Annotated in this window: 22 protein-coding genes; 9 read left to right on the plus strand and 13 right to left on the minus strand. The window is 71.5% G+C overall.

What is annotated here, in order from left to right:
- Window positions 1-62 precede the first annotated feature (62 nt).
- Window positions 63-563: a carboxymuconolactone decarboxylase family protein gene (locus AB0J97_RS08440; RefSeq protein ID WP_364086181.1), complete on the plus strand. Its 501-nt coding sequence runs from the start codon at window positions 63-65 to the stop codon at window positions 561-563.
- Between the two features lie 9 nt (window positions 564-572).
- On the opposite strand, the gene AB0J97_RS08445 is transcribed toward AB0J97_RS08440, so the two are convergent.
- The 7 genes from AB0J97_RS08445 to AB0J97_RS08475 form a co-directional block, all read right to left on the minus strand.
- Window positions 573-1,334: a PIG-L family deacetylase gene (locus AB0J97_RS08445; RefSeq protein WP_357702460.1), complete on the minus strand. Its 762-nt coding sequence runs from the start codon at window positions 1,332-1,334 to the stop codon at window positions 573-575.
- Between the two features lie 8 nt (window positions 1,335-1,342).
- Window positions 1,343-2,479: an ROK family protein gene (locus AB0J97_RS08450; RefSeq protein ID WP_357702462.1), complete on the minus strand. Its 1,137-nt coding sequence runs from the start codon at window positions 2,477-2,479 to the stop codon at window positions 1,343-1,345.
- A 2-nt stretch (window positions 2,480-2,481) separates the two neighbouring features.
- On the minus strand, window positions 2,482-3,303 hold the full coding sequence (locus AB0J97_RS08455) for a carbohydrate ABC transporter permease (protein ID WP_357702464.1): 822 nt from the start codon (window positions 3,301-3,303) through the stop codon (window positions 2,482-2,484).
- Window position 3,304: 1 nt separating this feature from the next.
- Window positions 3,305-4,186 (minus strand): sugar ABC transporter permease, encoded by an 882-nt coding sequence (locus AB0J97_RS08460; protein ID WP_357702466.1) that lies wholly within the window; start codon window positions 4,184-4,186, stop codon window positions 3,305-3,307.
- 3 nt (window positions 4,187-4,189) lie between these two features.
- Window positions 4,190-5,617, minus strand: coding sequence for an N-acetylglucosamine/diacetylchitobiose ABC transporter substrate-binding protein (gene ngcE, locus AB0J97_RS08465; protein ID WP_357702468.1), 1,428 nt, complete (start codon window positions 5,615-5,617; stop codon window positions 4,190-4,192).
- Window positions 5,618-5,730: 113 nt separating this feature from the next.
- Window positions 5,731-6,687: a BadF/BadG/BcrA/BcrD ATPase family protein gene (locus AB0J97_RS08470; protein WP_364086187.1), complete on the minus strand. Its 957-nt coding sequence runs from the start codon at window positions 6,685-6,687 to the stop codon at window positions 5,731-5,733.
- Complete coding sequence (locus AB0J97_RS08475; protein WP_364086190.1) at window positions 6,681-7,931, minus strand: 6-phospho-beta-glucosidase; 1,251 nt, start codon at window positions 7,929-7,931, stop codon at window positions 6,681-6,683. Before AB0J97_RS08475 ends, AB0J97_RS08470 begins: the two co-directional genes overlap by 7 nt.
- 179 nt (window positions 7,932-8,110) lie before the next feature.
- On the opposite strand from AB0J97_RS08475, the gene AB0J97_RS08480 reads away from it, so the two are divergent.
- Entirely contained in the window at window positions 8,111-8,710 is a 600-nt protein-coding gene (locus AB0J97_RS08480; RefSeq protein ID WP_364086193.1) for a dihydrofolate reductase family protein, read from the plus strand.
- Here the strand turns inward: AB0J97_RS08480 and AB0J97_RS08485 are convergent.
- Window positions 8,688-9,134: an ATP-binding protein gene (locus AB0J97_RS08485; RefSeq protein ID WP_364086195.1), complete on the minus strand. Its 447-nt coding sequence runs from the start codon at window positions 9,132-9,134 to the stop codon at window positions 8,688-8,690. The genes AB0J97_RS08480 and AB0J97_RS08485 overlap by 23 nt on opposite strands.
- A gap of 209 nt (window positions 9,135-9,343) precedes the next feature.
- On the opposite strand from AB0J97_RS08485, the gene AB0J97_RS08490 reads away from it, so the two are divergent.
- From AB0J97_RS08490 to AB0J97_RS08505, 4 genes are all read left to right on the plus strand, one after another.
- A complete protein-coding gene (locus tag AB0J97_RS08490) occupies window positions 9,344-10,159 on the plus strand; it encodes a helix-turn-helix transcriptional regulator (RefSeq protein ID WP_364086197.1) in 816 nt (271 codons plus the stop codon).
- The gene (locus AB0J97_RS08495; RefSeq protein ID WP_364086199.1) at window positions 10,147-10,353 is read left to right on the plus strand and encodes a DUF397 domain-containing protein; all 207 of its coding nucleotides are present in this window, start codon (window positions 10,147-10,149) and stop codon (window positions 10,351-10,353) included. The genes AB0J97_RS08490 and AB0J97_RS08495 overlap by 13 nt, the downstream gene beginning before the upstream one ends.
- 201 nt (window positions 10,354-10,554) lie before the next feature.
- Window positions 10,555-11,208: an RNA polymerase sigma factor gene (locus AB0J97_RS08500; RefSeq protein WP_364086204.1), complete on the plus strand. Its 654-nt coding sequence runs from the start codon at window positions 10,555-10,557 to the stop codon at window positions 11,206-11,208.
- Window positions 11,198-12,217, plus strand: coding sequence for a CU044_5270 family protein (locus tag AB0J97_RS08505; RefSeq protein ID WP_364086206.1), 1,020 nt, complete (start codon window positions 11,198-11,200; stop codon window positions 12,215-12,217). Before AB0J97_RS08500 ends, AB0J97_RS08505 begins: the two co-directional genes overlap by 11 nt.
- 79 nt (window positions 12,218-12,296) lie before the next feature.
- Here the strand turns inward: AB0J97_RS08505 and AB0J97_RS08510 are convergent, their stop codons facing one another.
- The 5 genes from AB0J97_RS08510 to AB0J97_RS08530 all read right to left on the minus strand — a co-directional run bounded on the left by AB0J97_RS08510 (window position 12,297) and on the right by AB0J97_RS08530 (window position 18,013).
- Window positions 12,297-13,412: a hypothetical protein gene (locus AB0J97_RS08510; RefSeq protein ID WP_364086208.1), complete on the minus strand. Its 1,116-nt coding sequence runs from the start codon at window positions 13,410-13,412 to the stop codon at window positions 12,297-12,299.
- Window positions 13,409-13,903 (minus strand): SigE family RNA polymerase sigma factor, encoded by a 495-nt coding sequence (locus AB0J97_RS08515; protein ID WP_364086210.1) that lies wholly within the window; start codon window positions 13,901-13,903, stop codon window positions 13,409-13,411. Before AB0J97_RS08515 ends, AB0J97_RS08510 begins: the two co-directional genes overlap by 4 nt.
- A 101-nt stretch (window positions 13,904-14,004) precedes the next feature.
- The gene (locus tag AB0J97_RS08520; RefSeq protein WP_364086213.1) at window positions 14,005-15,408 is read right to left on the minus strand and encodes a hypothetical protein; all 1,404 of its coding nucleotides are present in this window, start codon (window positions 15,406-15,408) and stop codon (window positions 14,005-14,007) included.
- Between the two features lie 106 nt (window positions 15,409-15,514).
- Window positions 15,515-17,266, minus strand: coding sequence for a biotin carboxylase N-terminal domain-containing protein (locus tag AB0J97_RS08525; protein WP_364086216.1), 1,752 nt, complete (start codon window positions 17,264-17,266; stop codon window positions 15,515-15,517).
- Window positions 17,267-17,293: 27 nt separating this feature from the next.
- Window positions 17,294-18,013 (minus strand): SDR family oxidoreductase, encoded by a 720-nt coding sequence (locus AB0J97_RS08530; protein ID WP_364086219.1) that lies wholly within the window; start codon window positions 18,011-18,013, stop codon window positions 17,294-17,296.
- 123 nt (window positions 18,014-18,136) lie between these two features.
- Here AB0J97_RS08530 and AB0J97_RS08535 point away from each other — a divergent pair, with 123 nt between their 5' ends.
- The 3 genes from AB0J97_RS08535 (at window position 18,137) to AB0J97_RS08545 (ending at window position 22,052) form a co-directional block, all read left to right on the plus strand.
- Window positions 18,137-18,409, plus strand: a complete 273-nt coding sequence (locus tag AB0J97_RS08535) for a WXG100 family type VII secretion target (protein ID WP_364086222.1) — start codon at window positions 18,137-18,139, stop codon at window positions 18,407-18,409.
- Between the two features lie 90 nt (window positions 18,410-18,499).
- Window positions 18,500-19,648, plus strand: coding sequence for a S8 family serine peptidase (locus AB0J97_RS08540; RefSeq protein WP_364086224.1), 1,149 nt, complete (start codon window positions 18,500-18,502; stop codon window positions 19,646-19,648).
- 91 nt (window positions 19,649-19,739) lie between these two features.
- Window positions 19,740-22,052, plus strand: coding sequence for a protein kinase (locus AB0J97_RS08545; RefSeq protein WP_364086226.1), 2,313 nt, complete (start codon window positions 19,740-19,742; stop codon window positions 22,050-22,052).

Consider the following 22,052-nt stretch of genomic DNA (forward strand, 5'->3'; position numbering starts at 1 on the left):
TCACATTCCCGGACGCTGCGTCGTCGGACCGCCGAGAGACGATCGCAGAAGAAGGGAAGCCGATGTCCACGACGACCGAGCAGGAGAACCTCCAGTCGCGTCTGCCCGATCCCTCCCGGTTCTTCCCCGAACTGGGAGAGATCGCCGTCGCCATGACCAAGGCCACGCGCAACGGCGCGATCCCGGGGACCACCGTCGGCCTGGTGCAACTGCGCGCCGGGCAGATCGTCGGCAGCACGTACCACACGGTCCGGCAGGCCGACCTGCTGCGCAGGGCGGGGGAGCCGGACGAGCGCCTGGCCGCCGTGGCGTCCTGGCGGGACGCCCCCTACTTCTCCGGCGCCGAACGGGTGGCGCTGGAGCTGGTGGAGGCCGTCCTCACCGCGAACCCGTCCGGGGAACGCGTCCCGGACGAGCTGTACGCCAGGGCGGCGGCCCACTACGACGACAAGGCCATGTGGACGCTCATCCTGGCGATCAGCCAGATCTGCTTCTTCATCCCCGTCGCCGTCGTCGCCAAGCCGATCCCCGGCAAGGCCCCCGGCAAGAACTACACCGGCTGAGGCGGGCGGCTACGCGGCCGGTTCGCGGTTCCCGGCGAGCAGGCGCCTGACCTCCTCGACGTCGGTGCTCCTGCCGTAGCCGGCGAGCTGGAAGGTCTCCTCCTTCGCGAAGTCCGCCCAGTGTTCGAGCACGAACGCCCGTCCGGCCGCGACGTCGCCGGGCTCGGGCGCCTGGTCCAGGAAGCCCCGCTGCCACGGCGCGAACTCCAGGAACTGGGAGGCGTGGGCCAGGCAGGCGTCCAGCTTGGCCGTCAGCACGGGGGACACGTCCACCACCACGTCGGGGCGGTGCACGGGGGCGGAGGCGTAGTCCGTCATGAGCAGGCACACCGGCATGCGCTCCAGGGCCGGCTTGCCCACCTCCAGGTTGCGCGTCATCGCGAACTCGACCGCGTGCGCGGCCAGCTGCCCGGCGGCGCGGTTGTCGGGATGGCCGCCACCGTCGGCGTGCAGGGCGATCACCAGGTCGGGACGCCAGGCGCGGATCTCCGCCAGCACCCGCAACCGCAGCTCGACGGTGGGCTCCAGCATGCCGTCGTGCACGTCGAAGATCTCGTAGTCCACCACGCCCAGGGCGTCGGCCGCGCGCCAGGCCTCCTGGGCGCGGCGGCGGGCTAGCGGACCGCGTTCCAGCACGTGGTGCCCGGCGTCGCCGTTGGTGAGCGTCAGGAACTTCACCGCGTGGCCGGCCTGGGCCAGCAGCGCGGCCGTGCCGCCCGCGTAGATCTCGGGCTCGTCGGGATGAGCGGCGATCACGAGGGTTCTCAACATGTGCGTCCTTAGGGGTTGGATTCGCCGGTACGGCCGGCCGTACCGGCTTGGAAGACCCGCTCGCGGGTCAGGTCCAGGGCGTAGCAGAGGGCGCCGTCGAGCACGGCGTTGCCGCGCGCGGCGCTGAGGGCGACGGTCACCGGCACCAGGGGTGTCGAGGCCAGGCGGTCGGCGACCCGCGCCCTGAGCGGCTCGCCTCCCGCGACGCACAACGGCCCGGCCAGCACGACCAGGCCCGGGTCCAGCACGCCGATCGCGGCCGTCACGCCGAGCGCCACCCGTGCGGCGGCGTCGTCGAGGAAGCCCGGGTCGGCGCCCGCCAGCGTCCGGCTCACGGCGGTCAGCGTGGGTTCGCCGGCCAGGCCGTGCGCCTCGGCCAGCGCGGCCAGCGGCTCGGCGCCGAGCAGCGCGCCGAGCGGCCCGCCGTCCTGTCCGTAGCGGCGGCCGGTGGTGACCGGGTCGGGCACGATGACCGAGCCGACCTCGCCGCCGCGCCCGGTGACGCCACGCCAGAGCCCGCCGTTCAGCACGACTCCCGCGCCGACCCCGCCGCCCACCCAGAGCAGGACGAAACTACTGTCCTCGTGCTCCTGGAGCTCCCGGATGGCGACCAGGTTGACGTCGTTCTCCAGGCGGACGTTGCCCGGCAGCTCGTCCAGGCCGGACCAGCCGGAAAGCTGCACGGCCTGCCGCAGCCGCCGCCCGTCGGCCTCCACCACGCCGGGCACGCCCACCACGACCTGGTCGAGCTCGTCCAGGTCGAAGCCGGCCGCGCCGAGCGTCTCGGCCAGCAGCCGCCGGGCGTCGCCGGTGGCCTCGGTCCGGTGGCTGCCGAGCACCCGGCCGGTCAGGTCGGCGACCGACACCTCGATCGAGCTGGTGGTGAGATCGACCCCCGCGACGCGCGCCGCCGCGCCGTCGAGCTGCCACATCTGCGCGGCCGGCCCGGCGTTGCCGGGCTTGAGGCCGGCCTTCCTGGCGAGCCCGCTGCCCTCCAGCCTGCGCAGCACCTCGGCCGCCGACGCCTTGGACAGGCCCGTGTGCAGTTCCAGCTCGGCACGGGTGAGGCCGCCGTGCTCCAGGAGCAGGGTCAGCGCGGCGCGCTCGTTGAGCGTGCGGAAGACGGTGGGGTTTCCCGAAGACATGCCTACTTCAGCGCTCCTGATGTCAGCCCGGACTGGATATGTCGCTGGAAGACGATATAGATCAGCACGACGGGAAGCACTGTCATGCTGAGAGCGGCGAACAGTCCGGGCCAGTCGGCCTCGTACCCGGCGATGGTGGAGATGTCGGCCACGCCCTGGGTGATCACCCACAGGCTCTTGTCGCCGGGCAGCAGGACCAGCGGGATCAGGTACTGGTTCCACTGGCCCAGCACGTTGAAGATGGTCAGGCTGACCAGCGCGGGCCGGGCCATGGGCAGCATGACCTGGAAGAACGTGCGGGTGTGCGAGGCGCCGTCGATCATCGCCGCCTCGGCGACCGCGTCCGGCAGGGCCCTGAAGAAGGACGTCAGGAAGAACACCGTGAACGGTAGCGAGTAGGCGATGTACACCAGCACCAGGCCGACGTGGCTGTTGAGCAGCCCGAGCCCGTCCACCACGAAGAACAGCGGCACGAGCGCCAGGAAGACGGGGAAGGCCATGCCGGAGACGAACAGGAAGTAGACCAGCCGGTTGCCCCGGAAGCGGTAGCGGGCCAGCACGTACGCGGCCATCGAGCTGAGCAGCATCGTCCCGGCGACGCCGAAGAAGACCACGATGACCGTGTTGAGCATGTAGCGGCCGATGTTGGCCCGCTCCCAGGCCCGCGCCCAGTTGTCCCAGCGCAGCTCGCCGGGCAGTTGCAGGGCGTCGCCGAAGATCTCGGCGTTGCTCTTGAACGAGGCCAGCAGGGTCCACAGCAGCGGGGCGATGATGAGCAGCGCCCAGAGGCCAAGAACGGCCTGGATGCTGATTTTTCGGAACATTTCAGTAGACGACCTTCTGGCGACGGGTCACGCGCAACGTCAGCGCGGCGAAGGTGAGGGTCAGGAAGAACAGCGCCACGCCCATGGCCGAGGCGTAGCCGAAACGGGAGTAGGAGAAGGCGTTCTTGTAGATCTCCGTGGCCAGCACGGTGGTCGCGCCGTCCGGCCCGCCCTGCTCCACCGACAGCACGTTGACCAGCGCGAACCCGTCGAACGCGGCGATCCCCAGATAGACCCAGGCCACCTGGACGGTGTCCCAGACCAGGGGCAGCGTGATGGAGAAGAACATGCGCAGCCGTCCGGCGCCGTCGAGGGCGGCCGCCTCGAAGACGTCCTTCGGGATGGCCGCCATACCGGCCGAGAACAGCACGACGTAGAAGCCGACCGCCTGCCACACCATCACCGCGATGATCGACCACAGCGCCAGGTTCTGGTCCGTCAGCCAGCCGACCGGCTCGACGCCCAGCTTCGTCAGCGCGCCGTTCAGCACGCCGCTCGCGTCCGGCCGGTAGACGGCCTTGAACAGCACCCCGACCACCGCGACCGCCAGCACCTGCGGCAGGAAGAAGATCACCCGGTAGACCTTGGCGCCCGGCGTGCCCGCCGAGTCCCCCAGCAGGTACGCGAAGACCAGCGCGAGGGCGATGGTCACCAACGGCACCGTGACCAGCAGGACCGCGTGGTTGCGGACCGCCTGCCAGAACGTGTCGTTGCCGAGCATCCGCCGGAAGTTGTCTAGGCCGACGAAGTTCAGGTTCGCCGAGACCCCGCGCCAGTCGGTCAGCGCGATCTGGAACGCCTGGACATACGGGCTGATCACGAAGACCGCGTAGAGGATCACGGGCAGGGCGAGGAAGCCCGCGACGAAGCCGTGCCGCCTCATCGGTCAGACGCTCCGGGTCTGCTTGGCGATCGACGAATCGGCCTTGAGCTCGTCCGCCTTCTTCTGCATGTTCGCGCAGAACTGCTCCGGAGTGATCCGTCCGGACATCACCGAGTTCGTCTGGACCTGACCGTGGTCGAACAGCTCCTTGTACCAGCCCTCGAAGCGGGCGTCGGTGATGATGTTCGTCCCGGCGGCCTCCTGGGCCTTGGCCGCGCTGCGCACGGCCGAGGTCAGGTCCAGGCCGTCGACCACGCCGTTGACGACGGTGAGGTTCTTGGTCATCTCGGTGTAGCCGCGCGCGCCCTCCCGCGACAACATCAGGCGCAGGTACTCCAGGCCGCCCTGCGGGTTCTTGCCCTTGGCCGCCACGAAGAACGCCTCACTCACCCCGATCATGATCGCCTCGTACGGCATCGCGTCGGCGGCGGTGATGCTGGGCACCGGGGCGATCGCGTACTCGAAGGAGGCCGGCCGGTCCTTGGCCATCTCGTTCTCCAGCCAGGAGCCGCAGGGGTAGAACAGCACCTTGTCCTGCAGGTGCTTGACCTGCGTCTGGGTGTGGTCGAGCCCGAAGTACGCCTTGTCGCCGAAGTCGCGCTGCACCTGCGCCCACGCCGCGACGGCCTGCCGTACGGGCTCGGCCTGCCAGGCGCCGTCGGCGAGGTTGTCGATGTCGACGATCACCTTGTTGCCGCCGACCTTGGCGGCGCTGTAGACGAGGTTCCAGAGCTGGTAGAAGGGCCCGACCTGGCCGGGGTAGGCGAACAGCGCGATGCCCGCCTTCTTGGCCTCCTCGCCGAGGGCGTTGAACTCCGCCCACGTCTTCGGCACCTGCCAGCCGCGCTTCTCGAACAGCTTGGCGTTGTACCACAGGGCGCGGTGGGCGACCGTGTACTGCAGCACCCGCGGCACGCCGTCGATCAGGGAGTTGTCGTAGACGCCACCGACCAGCGTGTCGCGCACCTTCTTGGCCGGGTCCACCAGGGAGGGTGCGTCGAACAGCGGCGTCAGGTCGGCGAGGTGCCCCTCGGCGACGAGCGACTGCAGGTCGAGGGCGTCGGGGCCGGAGTTGTTGACCACGTCGGGCGCGTCGCCGCTGATGAAGCGGGGGCGGAGCTGCGTGCCCACCTTCTGCGTCGGCACGTGCTTGATCTTGGCGGTCTTGTACGCCTTGCTGTACAGGGCCTCGTGCAGGTCGGTCGCGTAGCCGTCGCCGTTGCCGCCGCTGAAGATCACGACTTCCAGTTGCCGGGCGGCGTCCACGCCGAGGGGGTTGGCGGCCGAGGTGGGGGCGGCCGAAGTGGAGGCGACGGGGGCGGCGGATCGGCCGGTGGCGCACGCGGCGAGCAGCCCGGCGCCCGGGCCTGTCGCGAGGGCGGTGAGCCCGATACGTCGAAGAACCTCACGTCGGCTGGGGTTGGTGGACATGGGTGGCCTCCTTGAACCGCCAACCGTCCGGATACCTTCCAGACGGTTGGCGGCTGACTCTAGACTTACCGCCCCACGTGCGTCAATACCTTCTAGAACTGCGCTCGGAACCGTTAGAACTGCGCTCGGAGTCGAGCCTTGGCCTCCTCGGAGGCCCCGACGCGGTCCAGACCGTTCAGCGCGGCGCCCACGATCGGCGGCTGGTCGGGGATGACCTGCTTGGCCAGCGGGGCCCGCGCGGCGAACCGCTCCTCCAGCATCGCGACCAGCAGCGGGATGCGCGCGTGCAGCACGCCCCCGCCGAGCACGACCTCCGTCGGCGTCTCCAGCAGGTCCAGCCGGCGCAGGCACACCTCGGCCATCACGACGATCTCGTCGGCCAGCCGGCTGACCAGCGCCAACGCGACCGCGTCAGCCGACGCGGCGGCCTCGAACACCCCGGGGGCCAGCGCGGTCAGGTGATGCCGCTCGATCTGCCCGAAATGCACGCCGAGCACCACCTCCTCGACCGTCCGCGTGCCGAAGTGCGCCTTGACCAGGTCGGCGAGCGCGGTCGGCACGCCCCGGCCGTCCTCGGCGCGGACGGCGTGCCACAACGCCTCCTCGGACAGGCCGCCGCCCCCGCCCCAGTCGCCGCTGATCTTCCCGAGCGCGGGGAAGCGGGCCACCTGACCGGTGGGCGAGACGCCGACCGCGTTGATGCCCGCGCCGCACACCACGGCGACGCCGCTCGGCCCGGACGCCCCCGAACGCAGCAGCGCGAAGCTGTCGTTGCCCACGACGACGTCGGCCGCCATCCCGCGCGCGCGGAACTCGGCCGCGAGGGCCTCCTCCTCCACCGGCAGGTCGGCCCCGGCCAGATAGGCGTAGAGCTGGTCGGCGTACGGGGGAGCGGCCGCCGGGCCGAGCGCCCGCCTGACCGCCTCCTCCACGACGTCCACCGCCGCCGGCACACCGACGGTCTGCGGCTCGAACGGCCCGCCGTCGCCCTGGGCCAGGACCGTGCCGTCGTCCGAGAGCACGACGACGTGGGTCTTGCTGTTGCCCGCGTCCACGGCGATGATCACCATGACAGGTACCGCTCGTTCGCCGCCAGCAGCAGGCCGGTCAGCTCGTCCGCGACGGCCTCCTGGCCGATCAGCGGGTGGGCGAGCAGGGCGTTCCGCACCCGGTCCGCGCCGCCGCGCAGCGCCGCGTCGAGCGCCAGCTCCTCGTACGCGGAGACGTTCGCGATCAGGCCCGCGTACAGCGGCTCCACCGGATCGACCGGCAGCGGCGCCGCCCCCGACGCCGAGATCCTGGCCGGGACCTCGATGACCGCCTCGTCGCGCAGGAACGGCAGCGTCCCGTCGTTGCGGGTGTTGACCACCTGCACGTCGCCCCGGTCGCCGAGCAGCGAGGCGATCAGCGCGACCGCCGCCTCCGAGTAGTAGGCGCCGCCGCGCTTGTCCAGCAGGTCCGGCTTGGTGTCCACGGCCGGGTCGGCGTACAGCTTCAGGAGCTGTTCCTCCATCGCCGCGACCTCCGCCGCCCGCGACGGCTTGGCCCGCTGCTCGGACACCACCAGGTCGTGGGCGTAGAAGTAGCGCAGGTAGTAGGACGGCACCACCTGGAGCCTGCGCAGCAGCCCGAGTGGCAGGCCCAGGTCGTCGGCCAGCTCCTGCCCGTGCTCGGCGAGCAGTCGCGGCAGCACGTCCACGCCGTCGACCAGGACCGACCGCTCCCACGTCAGGTGGTTGAGCCCGACATGACCGAGCGTGACGCTCTCCGGCGCCACGCCCAGGTGCCGGGCGAAGCGGCGCTGGAACCCGATGGCCACGTTGCACAGGCCGATCGCGCGGTGCCCGGCGTCCAGCAGCGCCCTGGTCACGATGCCGACGGGGTTGGTGAAGTCGACGATCCAGGCGTCGGGCGCGTGGGCGCGTACCTGCTCGGCCAGTTCGAGCACGACCGGGACCGTGCGCAGGGCCTTGGCCAGCCCGCCCGCGCCGGTCGTCTCCTGCCCGACGCAGCCACATTGCAGCGGCAGCGTCTCGTCGACGTTCCGCGCGGCCTGGCCGCCCACCCTGAGCTGGAAGAGCACGGCGTCCGCGCCCGCCACCCCCTTGGCCACGTCGGCGGTGGCGACCACCTCGGCCAGGTGCCCGGCCCTGCGCAACATCCTGCGGGACACGCCCGCCACCAGGTCGAGCCGGGTGGCGTCCGGATCGACCAGGGCGATCTCGGTGAGCGGCAGCTCGTCGCGCAGCCGGGCGAAGCCGTCGATGAGCTCGGGGGTGTAGGTCGAACCGCCCCCGATCACGGCGAGTTTCATGTGCACTCCTTGAATTAGGAAACTTTCCTAACCGGCGAACCTACCCGACCGCCGCCCGCCCGACTCCTCCCGCCCCCGTTCGCGAAAAGTTTCCCCGCGCCGTGTAGAGAACCCGTCCCCGGCTCCGACTCCCTGGTGATGGCGCCGCCAGGGCGCCACGAGACAGGAGGCGAACCGAGATGGGCAAGGTCACCTGCGACATGGGAACGTCCCTCGACGGCTACGTGGCGGGGCTCAACCAGAGCCTGGAGAACCCGTTCGGCGACGGTGTGGGCGACCGGCTGCACCAGTGGATGTTCGAGGAGCCGGAGCGGCACGCCGAGGTGATCGAGGCCATCACGGCGGCCGGGGCGTTCATCATGGGCCGCAACATGTTCGACCCCGGCCGCGGCGACTGGGACCCGGACTGGACCGGCTGGTGGGGCGAGGAGCCGCCGTACCACGCGCCGGTGTTCGTCCTCACCCACCACCCGCGCGAGCCCCTGCCCATGAAGGGCGGCACGACGTTCTTCTTCGTCACGGACGGGATCGAAGCCGCCATGACCCGGGCCCGCGAGGCCGCGGGGGACCGCGACATCTCCATCGCCGGCGGCGCCGCCACCGTCAACCAGTACCTGGCCGCCGGTCACATCGACGAACTGCGCCTGCACGTCGCGCCCGTGATCCTCGGTCGCGGCGAACGCCTCCTCGCCGACGCGGGCGACATCACCCTCACCCCGGCGGCCCCGCCCACGGGCACCGACCTGGTCACACATCTCACGTACCGGGTGGTCCGCTAGGGACGTTCCTTTCCAGGTCGGCCCATACGACACGGTGGCCGTACGGTTCGGCGACGTGCGTGCCGCTCCTGACGGACAGTGCGGCCACCAGACCGAGGCCGCGACCTGACTCCCGCAGGGACCCGGCGTCCAGGGGGGCGAAGCGCGGCTCTCGCTCCGCCGTCCCGGGGTCGACCACTTCGAGGCGTACGAACCCGTCCCCGACCCCGAGCAGCACCGTGACCCAGTCACGCTCGGGCCCCGGCGGCACATGCCTGACCGCGTTGGTGACCAGCTCTGAGACGACCGTCAGCGCATCGTCCCTAAGCAGTGGATCGACCTCGTCCAGCCGGCGCCGAATCGTCTGCCGGCTTTCTCCGGGGGCTCGGTCCCCGCGCCTCAGCGTCATGCCTTTCCAGCTGGAGACGGTCTGGAGAAGTGACATGAATTCCCTCCAAAGCGAATCCTGACGTTTCTTGCGACAAAAGCGCTGTCGCCCGGGATCCAGCATGAAGGGGTGCGCGATGGCATAGCACTCACACCTCGCGAAACCTGGCCGACAAGGAATGACGCCTGGCATGTATTGATTGTCGGAAGGACGTCGCAGTAGCCTTCCGGAAGGCAATCCCCCTGCTCTTGACCTGCGGAGACGCCATGACTCCCGATGTCAGCGATCATTTGTCACCCAGGGCGCGTTTCGCTCGTGACCTCGCAGAACGACGTAAAGCGGCTCGAATGACACAATCCGCACTTGCTCTACGCATTCTCTGTCGCGAATCACTCGTCAGTCATGTCGAAAAAGGCCGACGGGTCCCCACGCTGGTATTCGCTCGCGAAGTGGACAGGGCGTTCGGCACCGACGGCCATTTCACCGGCCTCCACGAGCGCATCTCTCAGTCACCCGCTCTGGGCTGGTTCGCACGGTGGGTCGAGGAGATCGAACCGCAAGCCGTCATCATGTACTCGTGGGATCCGCTCGTGATCCCCGGCATGCTCCAGACCGTGGACTACGCCCGTGCCGTCTTCGCGGGTACAGGCTCATCCGATCAGGTGGAAGAGCAGGTCCAGGCGCGGATCCGGCGCATCGGCGTCTTCGAGGCATCCAACCCGCCATCCCTTCTCGCAGTCATTGAGGAGGGAGTCCTTCATCGGCCCTTCGGCGGGGCCGGTGTCCTGGTCGGGCAACTGCGTTTTCTGCTGGAGCTCACCGAGCATCCCCAGATCACTGTTCAGATGCTTCCGCACACGGCTGGTTGCATAGCCGGCATGGTGAGCGCGTTCGCGCTGGCGCGGCTGCGCGACGGATCCGAGGTGGTTTCGGCGGACTCGCTTCTGTCCGGACAGGTGTCAGGCGACCACGACGCAGTCGCGCGTTTGAAGCAGAGGTATGACAGCATCAGAGCGCACGCACAGCCGAAGAATGTCACTCGACAGGCGATAGAGGGTGCGATAGCCAAATGGACCAGCTGAACCTTGATGATGCGCAATGGCGCAAGTCCAGCGCCAGCGCCGACACAGGGCAGTGTGTCGAGGTCGCGACCAACCTCCCGGGGATCATCGCCGTCCGTGACAGCAAAAACCCGCAGGGCCCAGCGCTGATCTTCACTCCTGAGGAGTGGAAGGCGTTCCTGCATGGCGCCAATCGGGGCGAGTTCGCCATCTGAGGCAGACGTCTGTCGCTTCGGAGTCGGGTTCGTCCGAGGGGTGCGGGGACCGGCAGGTCCCCGCCGGGGGTGTGGGGGCTTTCCCCGACACAGCCTGAGCTCACCGCGCCCATCGGCGAAGCCCTTCATGGCCCACGCGAGAACCGGATCCGTCCTATCGGGTGAAAGGGGGTGTTCAGCCCGAAGAACGGAGCCGAGAGTTTGACGCAGGACACCGAGGTGGACGACGCGGAGGTGATCAGACGTGCCCGCAGCGACCCCGCCGCCTTCTCGGCGTTGTACGACCGGCACGCCCCCGCGCTCCACAGATACGTCACCCGCCGCCTGGGCGATTCGCTGGCCGACGACATCGTGGCCGAGACGTTCCTGGACGCCTTCCGCCGCCTGGCCCGCTACGACACCACCCACCGCGACGCCCGCCCCTGGTTGTACGGCATCGCCGCCAACCTGATCGGCAAGCACCGCCGTACCGAGATCAGGGCCTACCGCGCCCTGGCCAGGACGGGCCTCGACGCGGTGGCCGAGAGCTACGCCGACCGGGTGGAGGCCCGCGTGTCGGCCGGGGCGGCGCACCGCGAGCTGGCGGGGGCGCTCGCGACGCTGTCGCCGCAGGACCGCGAGGTGCTGCTGATGATTGCCTGGGCCGACCTCAGTTACGAGGAGGTCGCCCGCGCGCTCGGCGTCCCGATCGGGACCGTGCGTTCGCGCCTGCACCGCGCCAGGAGAAAGACCCGGGCGGCCCTGGGCGGCATCGACCCGTCAGCCATCCACGACACCGCCCCCTCAACCACCCACGACGCCGCGCCGTCAGCCATCCACGACACCGACGAGGAGGAGCCCGGCCGTGGACGATGACCTCACGCTCCTGCGCGAGCTGCGCGCGGACGCCCCCGAGCCCGACGCCGCCCGCCTGCGCGCCGTGCGCGCCCGAGCCCTGGCCCCGGCGTCGCCGCCGGTCCTCGCCCCGGCCCCGGCCCGGAAGCGGCGCCGGTTCTGGGCGGTGCCGTCGCTGCTGGCCGCCGCGACAGCCGCCGCCGTCGTCGTCGTGGCGGTGAACGGTTCCCACACCCCGGCCCCCGCTCCGCCGGGCGCCGTGACCACCATGCCGGTACGGGCCGAGACGGTGCTGCGCCAAGCCGCCCTGGTGGCCGAGGGACGCCGCAAGCACCACGAGCCGCGCCCCGACCAGTGGTTGTACCGGAAGGATCTGGTCAAGCAGCCCTCCGAGGAGCGAGGCACGGTCGGGGAATCCTGGACCCGGTACGACGGCACCCGGTACGCGTACCGCCAGAACGGCGGCTCCATGGAATCCCTGGACATCACCCCCGACCCGGACGACGACGACCTGACACCCCGGCAGTACGCGGCCAAGTTCGCCGACCTGCCCACCGATCCCGCCGCGCTGCTGGACCACGTCAGGGGCGACCGGCACTGGTCGACCCTGCCGAAGGGGGCGGAGGCCGAGCAGCCGGACGCGCGGGCGTTCCGCGTGTTGTCGGTCTACCTCGACGCGGGTGTCCCCATGCCGCCGCAGGTCGAGGCCGCCATCTTCCGCGCGCTCGCGGAGCTCCCCGGGGTGCGGGTGGACCTCGGCGTACGGGACGCGGCGGGCCGGGCGGGGATCGGCATCGCCTACGAGCCCGCCGGTTCCGTCCCCGGGGGGCCGGTGCGGGACGCGCAGGGCCGGATCGTCTCGCGGTCGTACCTGGTGCTGGACGCCGCGACCTACCGCTTCCTCGGCAGGCGCGTGGACACCCTCCAGGACGAGGTCATCGGCGGTGAGGTGACGGCCCGCAGGGGCACGTTCTACGCGAGCGCCGACCTGGCGACGGGCGTAGTGGACGAACCAGGCCAGATCCCCTGACCGACCCCGGAGCGGCCCGCGAGCGGGCGGGCCGCTCGCAGGCCGCGCGACCGGAAGACCGTTCGAGCCGCAGGCCACGCTACGGACGCTCGCCCAGGCGGTCGACCCAGCCCGTCTCCTCGTACGTGGTCTGGATCAGCGGCTCGGACCGCCCGGGCGGGCGGAGCTCGTAGGCGAGCAACCGCGCCGTCGCAACGTCCACGACCAGGCGCGACTCGCCCGCACCCTCACCAGTGCCCGGCGTGGTCAGCGTCAGGGCGACGCCGGTGCGGCCCAGCGGGTCGGTGACCTCGCCCAGCGACCTGATCGCGGGCTGCTCCGCGAGCAGCCGATACAGGGAGGAACGGGTTCCCGGGCTGATGGGACCGGCGAGCAGGTCCTGCGCCGTCGCCCACACATAGGAGGTGAACGTCGGCTTGCCGGGCCACCAGTCGCCGGGCTCCTCCTCGTCGAACAGCCGCCGCAGCAGGCTCGCCAGCTTCTCCTTGTCGGCCGGGAGGGCCAGCAGCTGGCGGAGCGTGTAGCGGTGGCTGCCGATCAGGAAGCGGAGTTGCATGGCGTAGTCATTGCTCGACGGCTTTCCCCCGCTCAGGTCGGGGGAGCCGAGCCGCCTCCATCGAGCCTCGTCCTCGGGGGAGGCGAAGGTGACCTTCGGGTCCTGGCGGGTCATGGTCCGGCTGGGCGCGCCCCGGCGGGCCGCGTACCAGGTGTCCTGGGTGTTCGTCACCCTGGCCGAGAACGGCGGGTTCTTCGCCTGCGGGTGGCTCACCGGCTGGGTGGTGCGCGCGCGGACGTGCCAGTACCGGCCGGCGGCGGCGGGCCCGTGCCCGGCGGCGGACTCGGCCGCGGCCAGCAGCACGGACCGCGCGTCCAGAGCCTGGCGCGCTCCTTCCGAGGACGTCGGCGTACCGGCCGGCACGGCGCTCGGCGGCGCGCCCGCAGTGCCGATCCCGGGGCCGATCCCGGGGCCGATCCCGGGGCCGATCCCAGCGCCGAGCCCGGTGCCGCCGAGGATCACGAAGGCGGCCGCCGAGGCGAGCAGCGCGCCCGCGGCGGCCCGCGTCGCGGTGCGGATCCGCCTGGCCCGGCGCCCTCGTCGCAGCAGCGCAGGCACCGGCGGGGGCGCGAGCGCGGGCCCCTCGCGCCGGGCGAGAACACGCAGTGCCCGCGCCAGGAGTTCCTGGTCGTCCTTCATCGTGCTGCCTCCTGATCTTCGCGCAGAGCCGTACGCAGGCGCGCCATCGCTCTGGAGTGCTGGCTCTTGACGGCGCCGACCGAGCAACCGAGTACGGCCGCGACCGCCTTCTCCGTCAGGTCCTCGTAGTGCCGCAGCACGACCACCGCCCGTTGCCTGGGTGACAGGGCGAGCAGGGCGCGACGCAGGTCCTCGTGCGGCTCGTGAAGCTGCTGACGGGGATCGGTGTGCTCGGGCGGACTGGCGGTGGGCACCTCCCGCCGTCGCCGCCGCCACCGGCTGACGTTGCCGTTGGCCAGCATGCGCCGCAGGTAGGCGTGCGGGTCGGCGGACCGCACGCGCCGCCAATGGACGTACAGCCGCACCAGGCAGTCCTGCAGCAGTTCCTCGCCCCGGTGCCGGTCGCCGGCGAGCAGGATGGCGACGGCCATGTGCCTGTCCCAGGCCGCCGCCACGAAGGCGGCGTAGGAGGCGTCGTCGGATTCACTCACACGGCCTCAACGCGGAAGTGGGCCGGGAAGGTTTACCCCGGAACACGAAAAGGGCGCGCCCCCCGGAATGGGAGGGCGCGCCCGTCAGGGTCGGCGCAGGGTTACCAGTCTCCGCCGCCGAAGTCTCCGCCGCCGAAGTCTCCGCCGCCGCCGCCGAAGTCGCCCCAGCCGCCGCCACCGCCGCCGAAGTCCCCTCCGCCGCCGAAGTCGCCGCCGCTGAGGTCGCCCCCGCCGCCGCCGTCCTGGTAGCCCTCGGCGTAACCGGCGCCGTAGCCGCCGCCGCCCCAGCCGCCGTGGAACATGCTGCCCATCATCGTGCCGATGAACATGCCGGTCATGATGTCGCCGAAGCCGCCGTAGTAGCCGTAGGCGTACGGCTGGTAGGCCGGGCCCGCGTCGTAGTAGGGGCGACGGTGACCGTCGACCATGACCTCGCGCATCTGCGGGTCGAAGCCGCGCTCGACGGCCTCGGCGTCCATCGCGCAGGCCGGCACGTCGCGCACCGCGCCGCCGGGCGGGGCCCAGCGCACGTCACGGGCCGACGGGCCGTGCTGCGGGTTGAAGAAGCAGGGGGCACGCCGCTCGGGGATCGGCCGGTTGTTGACCTTGGCCTTCACCACGGCCAGCGCGTAACGGCCGTCCTCCAGGGTCTGGGTGACCTCGCGGACCTGGTCGGCCCGCTGGACCGCGTTGAGCTGGACCTTGGCCTTCTCGTAGGAGTCGAGCGCCTGCTGCCACTCGGTGATGTGGCCGCCGCCCTGGCCGGCGAGGGTGACGTCGGTGTCGAGCTCGGTGATCTCCTCGCCCAGCTTGGTGACGTCCTCCTCCACGGTCTGCTTGACCGCGGCGAGGTCCTTGGCCTCCTGGATGGCGCGCTTCTTCTTCTTGTTCTTGGAGTACAGGAAGTAGCCGCCACCGCCGACCACCAGCAGGCCGAGCAGGGCCACCAGCGCGAACTGGCCCCCGGCGCCGGGGTTGGCCTGGCTGCTGGTGCTCAGGGCGCCGCTGCGGTCGTTCTTGCCCGCCGCGTCGACCCGGTTCGTGAAGTCCTTCACGCCCGCGACGATGTCGCCCGAGTTGGCGTTCACCGAGAGCTTGACCAGCTGGCCGGCGAGGTTGTTGCGCAGGGCGTTGGACCCGGCGAACATCGTCTCGCCGTCGAACACCACCACCGTCACCTTGGGACGACCGGCTTCCACCAGCGCCTTGCCCAGCGATGACAGGTACGGCCCGACGGTGGAGTTGTCAAAGGTGCCGTCGGGCAGCGCGACAGCGTAGATCTTGCTGTCGGCGTCCTTCAGCGCGTCGTTGATGTCACTCTGCTGGCTGGAGCTCAAGGGGGAGCCCGACACCACGTAGAGCGGGGCCTTCTTCCAGTTTTGCACCACAGTCTGTGCGTCAGGTGGCGCCGCCGCGTTGGCGGCAGGGGACAGCGCAAGAACGACGAACAGCCCGGCGATCAGAGCCGCGATCGCGGCCCCTGCTCGGCGCAGCGAATGGGTCATTGGCAGCAAGCCTCCTTCGCCCATGAGGACGAACGGGCGGTCGGCAAAGTTCCTCACTGGGCACGTTACCTGCCCGCGACGGCGCGGAAGCACGGGGGGAGCGGGCTCAGGCGTCCTTGATCTCGCAGATCGTGGCGCCCGAGGTGACGGTCTGGCCGACGGCGGCCGACAGGCCCGTGACCGTGCCCGACTTGTGGGCGGTCAGCGGCTGCTCCATCTTCATGGCCTCCAGCACCACGACCGTGTCGCCCTCGCCGACCACGTCGCCGTCGTTCGCCACGACCTTGACGATCGTGCCCTGCATCGGGCTGACCAGCGCGTCGCCGCCCGCGGAGGCGTGCTTCCGCGCGCCGCCGGCGCGACGCGGCGCCTTGCCCGCGGCGGGCGCGGGGCCCGCCATGCCGAGCCCGGCCGGGAGCACCACCTCAAGGCGCTTGCCGCCGACCTCGACCGTCACCGTCTCGCGCACCGCCGGGGCGGACGGAGCCGTGGCGACCTCGCCCGCGTACGGCTCGACCGGGTTGTCCCACTCGGTCTCGATCCACCGCGTGTGCACGGCGAACGGCTCGGACGTGAACGCCGGATCGGTCACGACCGCCCGGTGGAAGGGCAGCACGGTCGGCATGCCGTCGATCTCGAACTCGGCCAGCGCCCGCCGGGCCCGGTCGAGGGCCTCGCGGCGGGTGCGGCCGGTCACGATCAGCTTGGCCACCAGCGAGTCGAACGTCTGCGGCACCGTCATCCCGGCCTCGTAGCCCGAGTCGAGGCGCACGCCGGGCCCGGACGGGGTGCGCATGGCGGTCAGCGTGCCGGGGGCGGGCAGGAAGTTGCGCCCGGCGTCCTCGGCGTTGATGCGGAACTCGATCGAGTGGCCGCGCAGGGCCGGGTCGTCGTAGCCCAGGAGCTCGCCGTCGGCGATCCTGAACATCTCGCGCACCAGGTCGACGCCCGCGACCTCCTCGCTCACCGGGTGCTCGACCTGGAGGCGGGTGTTGACCTCCAGGAAGGAGATCGTGCCGTCCTGGCCGACGAGGAACTCGCAGGTGCCGGCGCCGACGTAGCCGGCCTCCTTCAGGATGGCCTTGGAGCTGGTGTAGAGGAGGTCGATCTGCTCCGGCGACAGGAACGGCGCGGGGGCCTCCTCGACCAGCTTCTGGTGGCGGCGCTGGAGCGAGCAGTCGCGGGTGCTGACCACGACCACGTTGCCCTCGCGGTCGGCCAGGCACTGGGTCTCGACGTGCCGGGGGCGGTCGAGGTAGCGCTCGACGAAGCACTCGCCCCGGCCGAAGGCGGCCACCGCCTCGCGGACGGCGGACTCGTACAGCTCGGCGACCTCCTCCAGCCTGCGCGCGACCTTGATGCCGCGCCCGCCGCCGCCGTACGCGGCCTTGATCGCGATCGGCAGGCCGTGCTGCTCGGCGAACGCCACGACCTCCTCCGCGCCGGAGACCGGGTCCTTGGTGCCGGCCCCCAGCGGCGCGCCGACCTTCTGCGCGATGTGTCTGGCCTGCACCTTGTCGCCCAGCGCGGCGATGGCGGCCGGGGGCGGGCCGATCCAGATCAGGCCGGCGTCGATGACGGCCTGGGCGAAGGCGGCGTTCTCGGCCAGGAAGCCGTAGCCGGGATGCACGGCGTCGGCGCCGGAGCGCGCGGCGACGTCGAGCAGCTTGGCGATGTCGAGGTAGGTCTCGGCGGGGGACTGCCCGCCCAGCGCGTACGCCTCGTCAGCCGCCCTGACGTGCAGGGCGTCGATGTCTTGGTCGGCGTAGACGGCCACGCTGCCGATCCCCGCGTCCGTGCACGCGCGGGCCACCCGTACGGCGATCTCGCCGCGATTGGCGATCAGAACCTTCCGCACCGACCTTCGTCCCTTCCTCGTGAGTGCTCAGCGGCCGAGGTACGCGCCGCCGTTGAGATGCAGCACCTGCCCCGTCATGTGCCCGGCTCCCGCGGATGCCAGAAAGAGAACGGTATCGGCCACGTCAGAGGGGGTGCCAGGGCGCCCGTTGCGCGTTTTCTGCACGCGGGCCTTGACGCCCTCCTCCGTGAGCCTGCCGCGGAAGAACTCGGTCTCCATCACCAGCCCGGGAGCCACCACGTTGGCGGTGACGCCCCGGGGGCCCAGCTCGGCGGCCAGGTCGGCGGTCCAGGACTCGACGGCGGCCTTCGCGGCCCCGTACGAGCCGGACCCGGTGCCGCGCGCGGCGATCGAGCCGATGGAGATGATCCGGCCGCCCTCGCCCATGCGCGGCGCGAGCGCGGTCGTGACCAGGACGGCGGACAGCAGGTTGGCGTTGAGGTTGGCCCACCACGCCTCGGCGACGTCCGCCAGGTCGCCGGACTGCCCGCGGTCCAGATCGGTGTTGCCCCCGGCGTTGTTGACCAGGACGTCGACGTGCGCGGGCAGGCTGTCGAGCGCGCCCTGCACGGCGGCGGGGCTCGCGGCGTCGAACGGCACGTACGCCGCCCCCAGCCGCCCGGCCGCCGCCTTCAGCACCTGCTCGCGCCGGCCGGTGATCGTGACATGGTCGCCGAGGGAGACGAACGCCTCGGCGACGGCATAGCCGATCCCGGTGCCGCCACCCGTCACCACGACCTCGCGCATGAATGGATCACCCCTTTGATCCGAATAATCCTCTGGACGACCATAGCCGCTCGGCATAACGGGGGCGATGGGCGGTGGCCCGCTTTAAGGTGAGGGCGCTTTCACCAGTCCCAGGAGGTATGCATGAGCCAGAGTATGCTCGGCGGCAACCCCATTGAAATGCAGCAGATGGCGAGCCAGTTCACCCAGCAGGCCGAGGCGCTCCAGAACGTGTCGGCGGCGCTCGACCGCGAGGCGGCCAAGGTGGGCACCGCGTGGACGGGCGACGGGGCCAAGCGGTTCGGCGAGGCCTGGCAGCAGTACCGCACGGCCTTCACGCGCATGACCGAGGAGCTGCGGGAGGCTTCGCGGGTGATCAACACGTACCGGCAGAACATCGAGTCCGCCACGCAATGAGCACGGACGGGGGCCCTGGCCGGGCGCCGGGGCTTCTTCCGTCCTGAGGGGAGCGTTCCTCCCGGATCGGGCAGGCTACGCTCTTTCTTCATGATTGGTCGCGCCTTGGCGGCGAGCGTGCTCGCCCTGCAGTTCGCGGCGGCGCCGGCGCAGGCCGCGCCCGAGCGGTGCACGCCCAAGAAGGCCACCATGGCGATCGCCGAGAGCTGGGCGCAGCGGCGGCTCAACGTGCAGCGGGTGTGGCCGCTGACCACGGGCCGGGGCGTCACGGTCGCCGTCATCGACAGCGGCGTGGACGAGACGCACCCGCAGATCCGCCTGAGCGGCAAGGCCGACCTCACCAACACGGGCTTTCGCGACTGCGTCGGCCACGGCACGGCGGTCGCCGGGATCATCGCCGGCCAGCCGCGCAAGGACGTGCCCTTCCACGGCGTCGCCCCCGGGGTCAGGCTGCTGTCGATCAAGCAGGTCAACGGCGACAGAGGCGACGTGGGCCTGCTGGCCAAGGCCATCAAGACGGCCGTGGACGAGCGCGCCACCGTCATCAACCTCTCGATCGACGCCCCCGACACGGCCGACCTGAGGGCGGCCGTCGCCTACGCGCTGGAGCGGGACGTGGTGATCGTCGCCGCCGCCGGCAACCTGACCAAGGAGGACGGCACGTCGGCCCCCTCCTATCCCGCCGCCTACGACGGGGTGCTGTCGGTGGGCTCGGCGACCCCGGACGGGGGGCGTTCGACGTTCTCCAACCCCAACGCGGTCGCCGTGCTCGGCCCGGGGGAGGGGATCAGCTCGACCTGGCCGCTCAAGGGCTACCAGTCCGCCCTGAAGGGCACCAGCTACGCCGCTCCCTACGTGGCGGGCGTGGTCGCGCTCGTCCGGTCCCGCCATCCCGGGCTGACGCAGCTCCAGGTGCGCAGGCGCATCACGATGACCGCCGACGGCGCGTCGGGGACGGGCACCGGCGCCGGGATGGTGAACCCGCTGCTCGCGGTGACGGCGGTCCTGCCGTCGGAGCAGGTGGCCGTGGCGCCGCCGGTGCCGCCGCCGCTGCCCGCGACCGTGGTGCGCAAGGCCGTGCCGCCGGACCAGCGGTCGATGGAGGTCGCGACGGTGGTCGCGGTGGGCGGATTGTCGCTGGCCGGGGTCGTGATGGCGGCCTGGGTGGTCGTGCCCATGGGACGCAGGCGGCGCTGGCGGCCCGGCTCGCCGCCGGATCTTGGGCGAATTGACGGTTAACGGTAAGAACGAGCGACCGAAACTGCTGATGCTTATGGGGCTTATTTGGTTAAATGTCTCTCGATCATGACAGACTCCTGAAAGGACGGTCATGGTGGAGAAGGACTCCCCCCAGGCGCCTGTACCGGAGCGCTTCGGCGACCACGACATTGTGAGCCAGTTGGGGCAGGGCCCGCGTGGCGCCGTTCATCTGGGCAAGGAGTCCGAGGACGCCGATCCGGTCGCGATCAAGACGCTGACCGTCGACCCGGCGACCGACCCGGACTTCGTGACCCGGCTCAAGGACGTCGCCCGCGTGTCCAGCTCGTACGTGGCCCGCACGCTCGACGCCGGCGTCCAGGACGGCCGGCTCTACGTCGTACGTGAGCACGTCGAAGGACGTTCGCTGGCCGAGACCGTCGCCGAGGACGGCCCGCTGACCGGTGACGCGCTCGAACGCGTGGCGGTCGGCATGCTCACCGCGCTCACCGCGGTGCACCTGGCCGGGTTCGCGCACCGCGGGCTCACCCCGAACAACGTGATCCTCACCGGCGAGGGTCTGCGCGTCACCGACATCGAGATCGGCGACCCGGCCGGCGAGATCGGCTACCGCGCCCCCGAACAGCTCAACGGCCTCCAGTACGGCCCCTACGCCGACGTCTTCGCCTGGGCGGCGACCGTGGTGTTCGCGGCCACCGGCTCCGCGCCGTTCGGCCAGGACGCGCACGCCGTCCTCACGGACGAGCCCGTGGTGGACGGGCTGCCGGACCCGCTGCGGCAGACCGTGCTCGCGGCGCTGTCCAAGGACGTGTCCGGACGGCCCACGACGTACACGGCGCTGCTGCGGCTGCTGGGGGACGACAAGGCCCCCATGCCGGCCGCGCCGATCGACGGCGTGCCCGTCCAGCTGCCGTCCGACCCGGCGGCCCTGGTCACCCTGATCGACGGCCAGTACCCGATGCCGGGTCAGCCTCCGATGCCGGGGCAGCCGCCCGTGCCGGGCCGGCCTCCGGTGCTGCCCCTGGCCATCGAGGGCGCGCCGGCCCCGTACGGCCCGGTGCCCCCGCAGCCCGCACCCCCGGGATTCCTGCCGGAGGGCGCGATCCCGCCGGGCGCGTTCCCGCACGACCCGATGCAGCAGGGCCCGATCCCGCCCGGCGCACTGCCTCCCGTCCCGATGGGGCAGGACCCGATGCAGGCCGGTCCGATGCAGGCTGGTCCGATGCAGCACCTTCCCGCGCACGAGGAGCCGGTGCAGGGGGTGCCGGTGCAGTACCCGCCGGTGCCCGTGCAGGCCGCGTGGGGACCGCCGCCCGGACCGCAGAACCCGCCCGTGGAGCCGGGCCGGCCCGTCGCGGCGGGCGCGGCCGGCGCCGCCCCGGCACGCAAGCCGTTCCCGATCGGCCTGGCGGCCGGCGTGATGGCGGTCGTGCTGCTGTCGGCCCTCGGCCTGTGGGGCGCGAGCCGCTACTCCTCCAACGTCACCTTCGAGCCCGCCGCCGCGGCGGCCTCCGCCTCGGCCAGCTCGGGCGCGGCAGCCGCCCAGCAGGCCATGACCGCCGCGCCCACGCAGCCCCAGCCCGAGGTCACCGCCCCCTGGGCGACCACGCCGTCCCCGGACGACGACGGCGTGGGCCCGCTGGTGCTGCCGGACGACGACGACTCCACGGACACCCGCCAGGTGCCGGTGCTGACCTCGGTGCCGACGCCGACGGTGACCCAGCAGATGGTGGTCCCGACGTACCAGCAGCCGACGGCCCAGCCGACCGCGCAGGCGAAGAAGACCGACAAGGAGCCCGAGCCGACGGCCACGGTCACCAGGACGGTCACGCCGACCCCGTCCGAGACGCCCACCCAGAAGCCGACGGAGAAGCCCACCGAGGAGCCGACCCCGAAGCCGACGGAGAAGCCGACGCAGAAGCCGACGGAGACGCCCACCCCGACGCCCACGCCGACCTCGACTCCGACCCCGACGCCGACGCAGAAGCCGACCGAGACGCAGAAGCCGACCGAGAAGCCCACCCAGGCTCCTGAGCCCACCACCCAGAAGCCCACCCAGGCGCCGGAGCCCACCAAGACCTCCGAGCCCCCGGCCAAGCCGAACCCCTACACGGCGACGCAGGTGTGCGGGTCCGGTTTCGTGGTCCAGCGGTCGTCCACGTTCAGCGGCGGCACGACGTACCAGCTCTACAACAGCAGCACGGGCCAGAACTGCGTGGTCACCCTCAAGTCCGGCGCCGACGTCGGCAAGGCGAGCCCCGTCAGCGCGACCCTGGAGGTTCAGGGCGGCCCGAGCAGCACCGACAGCGGCAACTACGAGTACTACGCGGGCCCGGTCAAGCTTCCGGCCAAGGGCAAGTGCGTGCGGTACTCGGGCAGCGCGGGCTCCGTCAAGGGCGGCGCCGACTGGGCCAACTGCGGCTAG

The sequence above is a fragment of the Nonomuraea sp. NPDC049607 genome (genome assembly GCF_040675375.1).
Taxonomy (GTDB): Bacteria; Actinomycetota; Actinomycetes; order Streptosporangiales; family Streptosporangiaceae; genus Nonomuraea.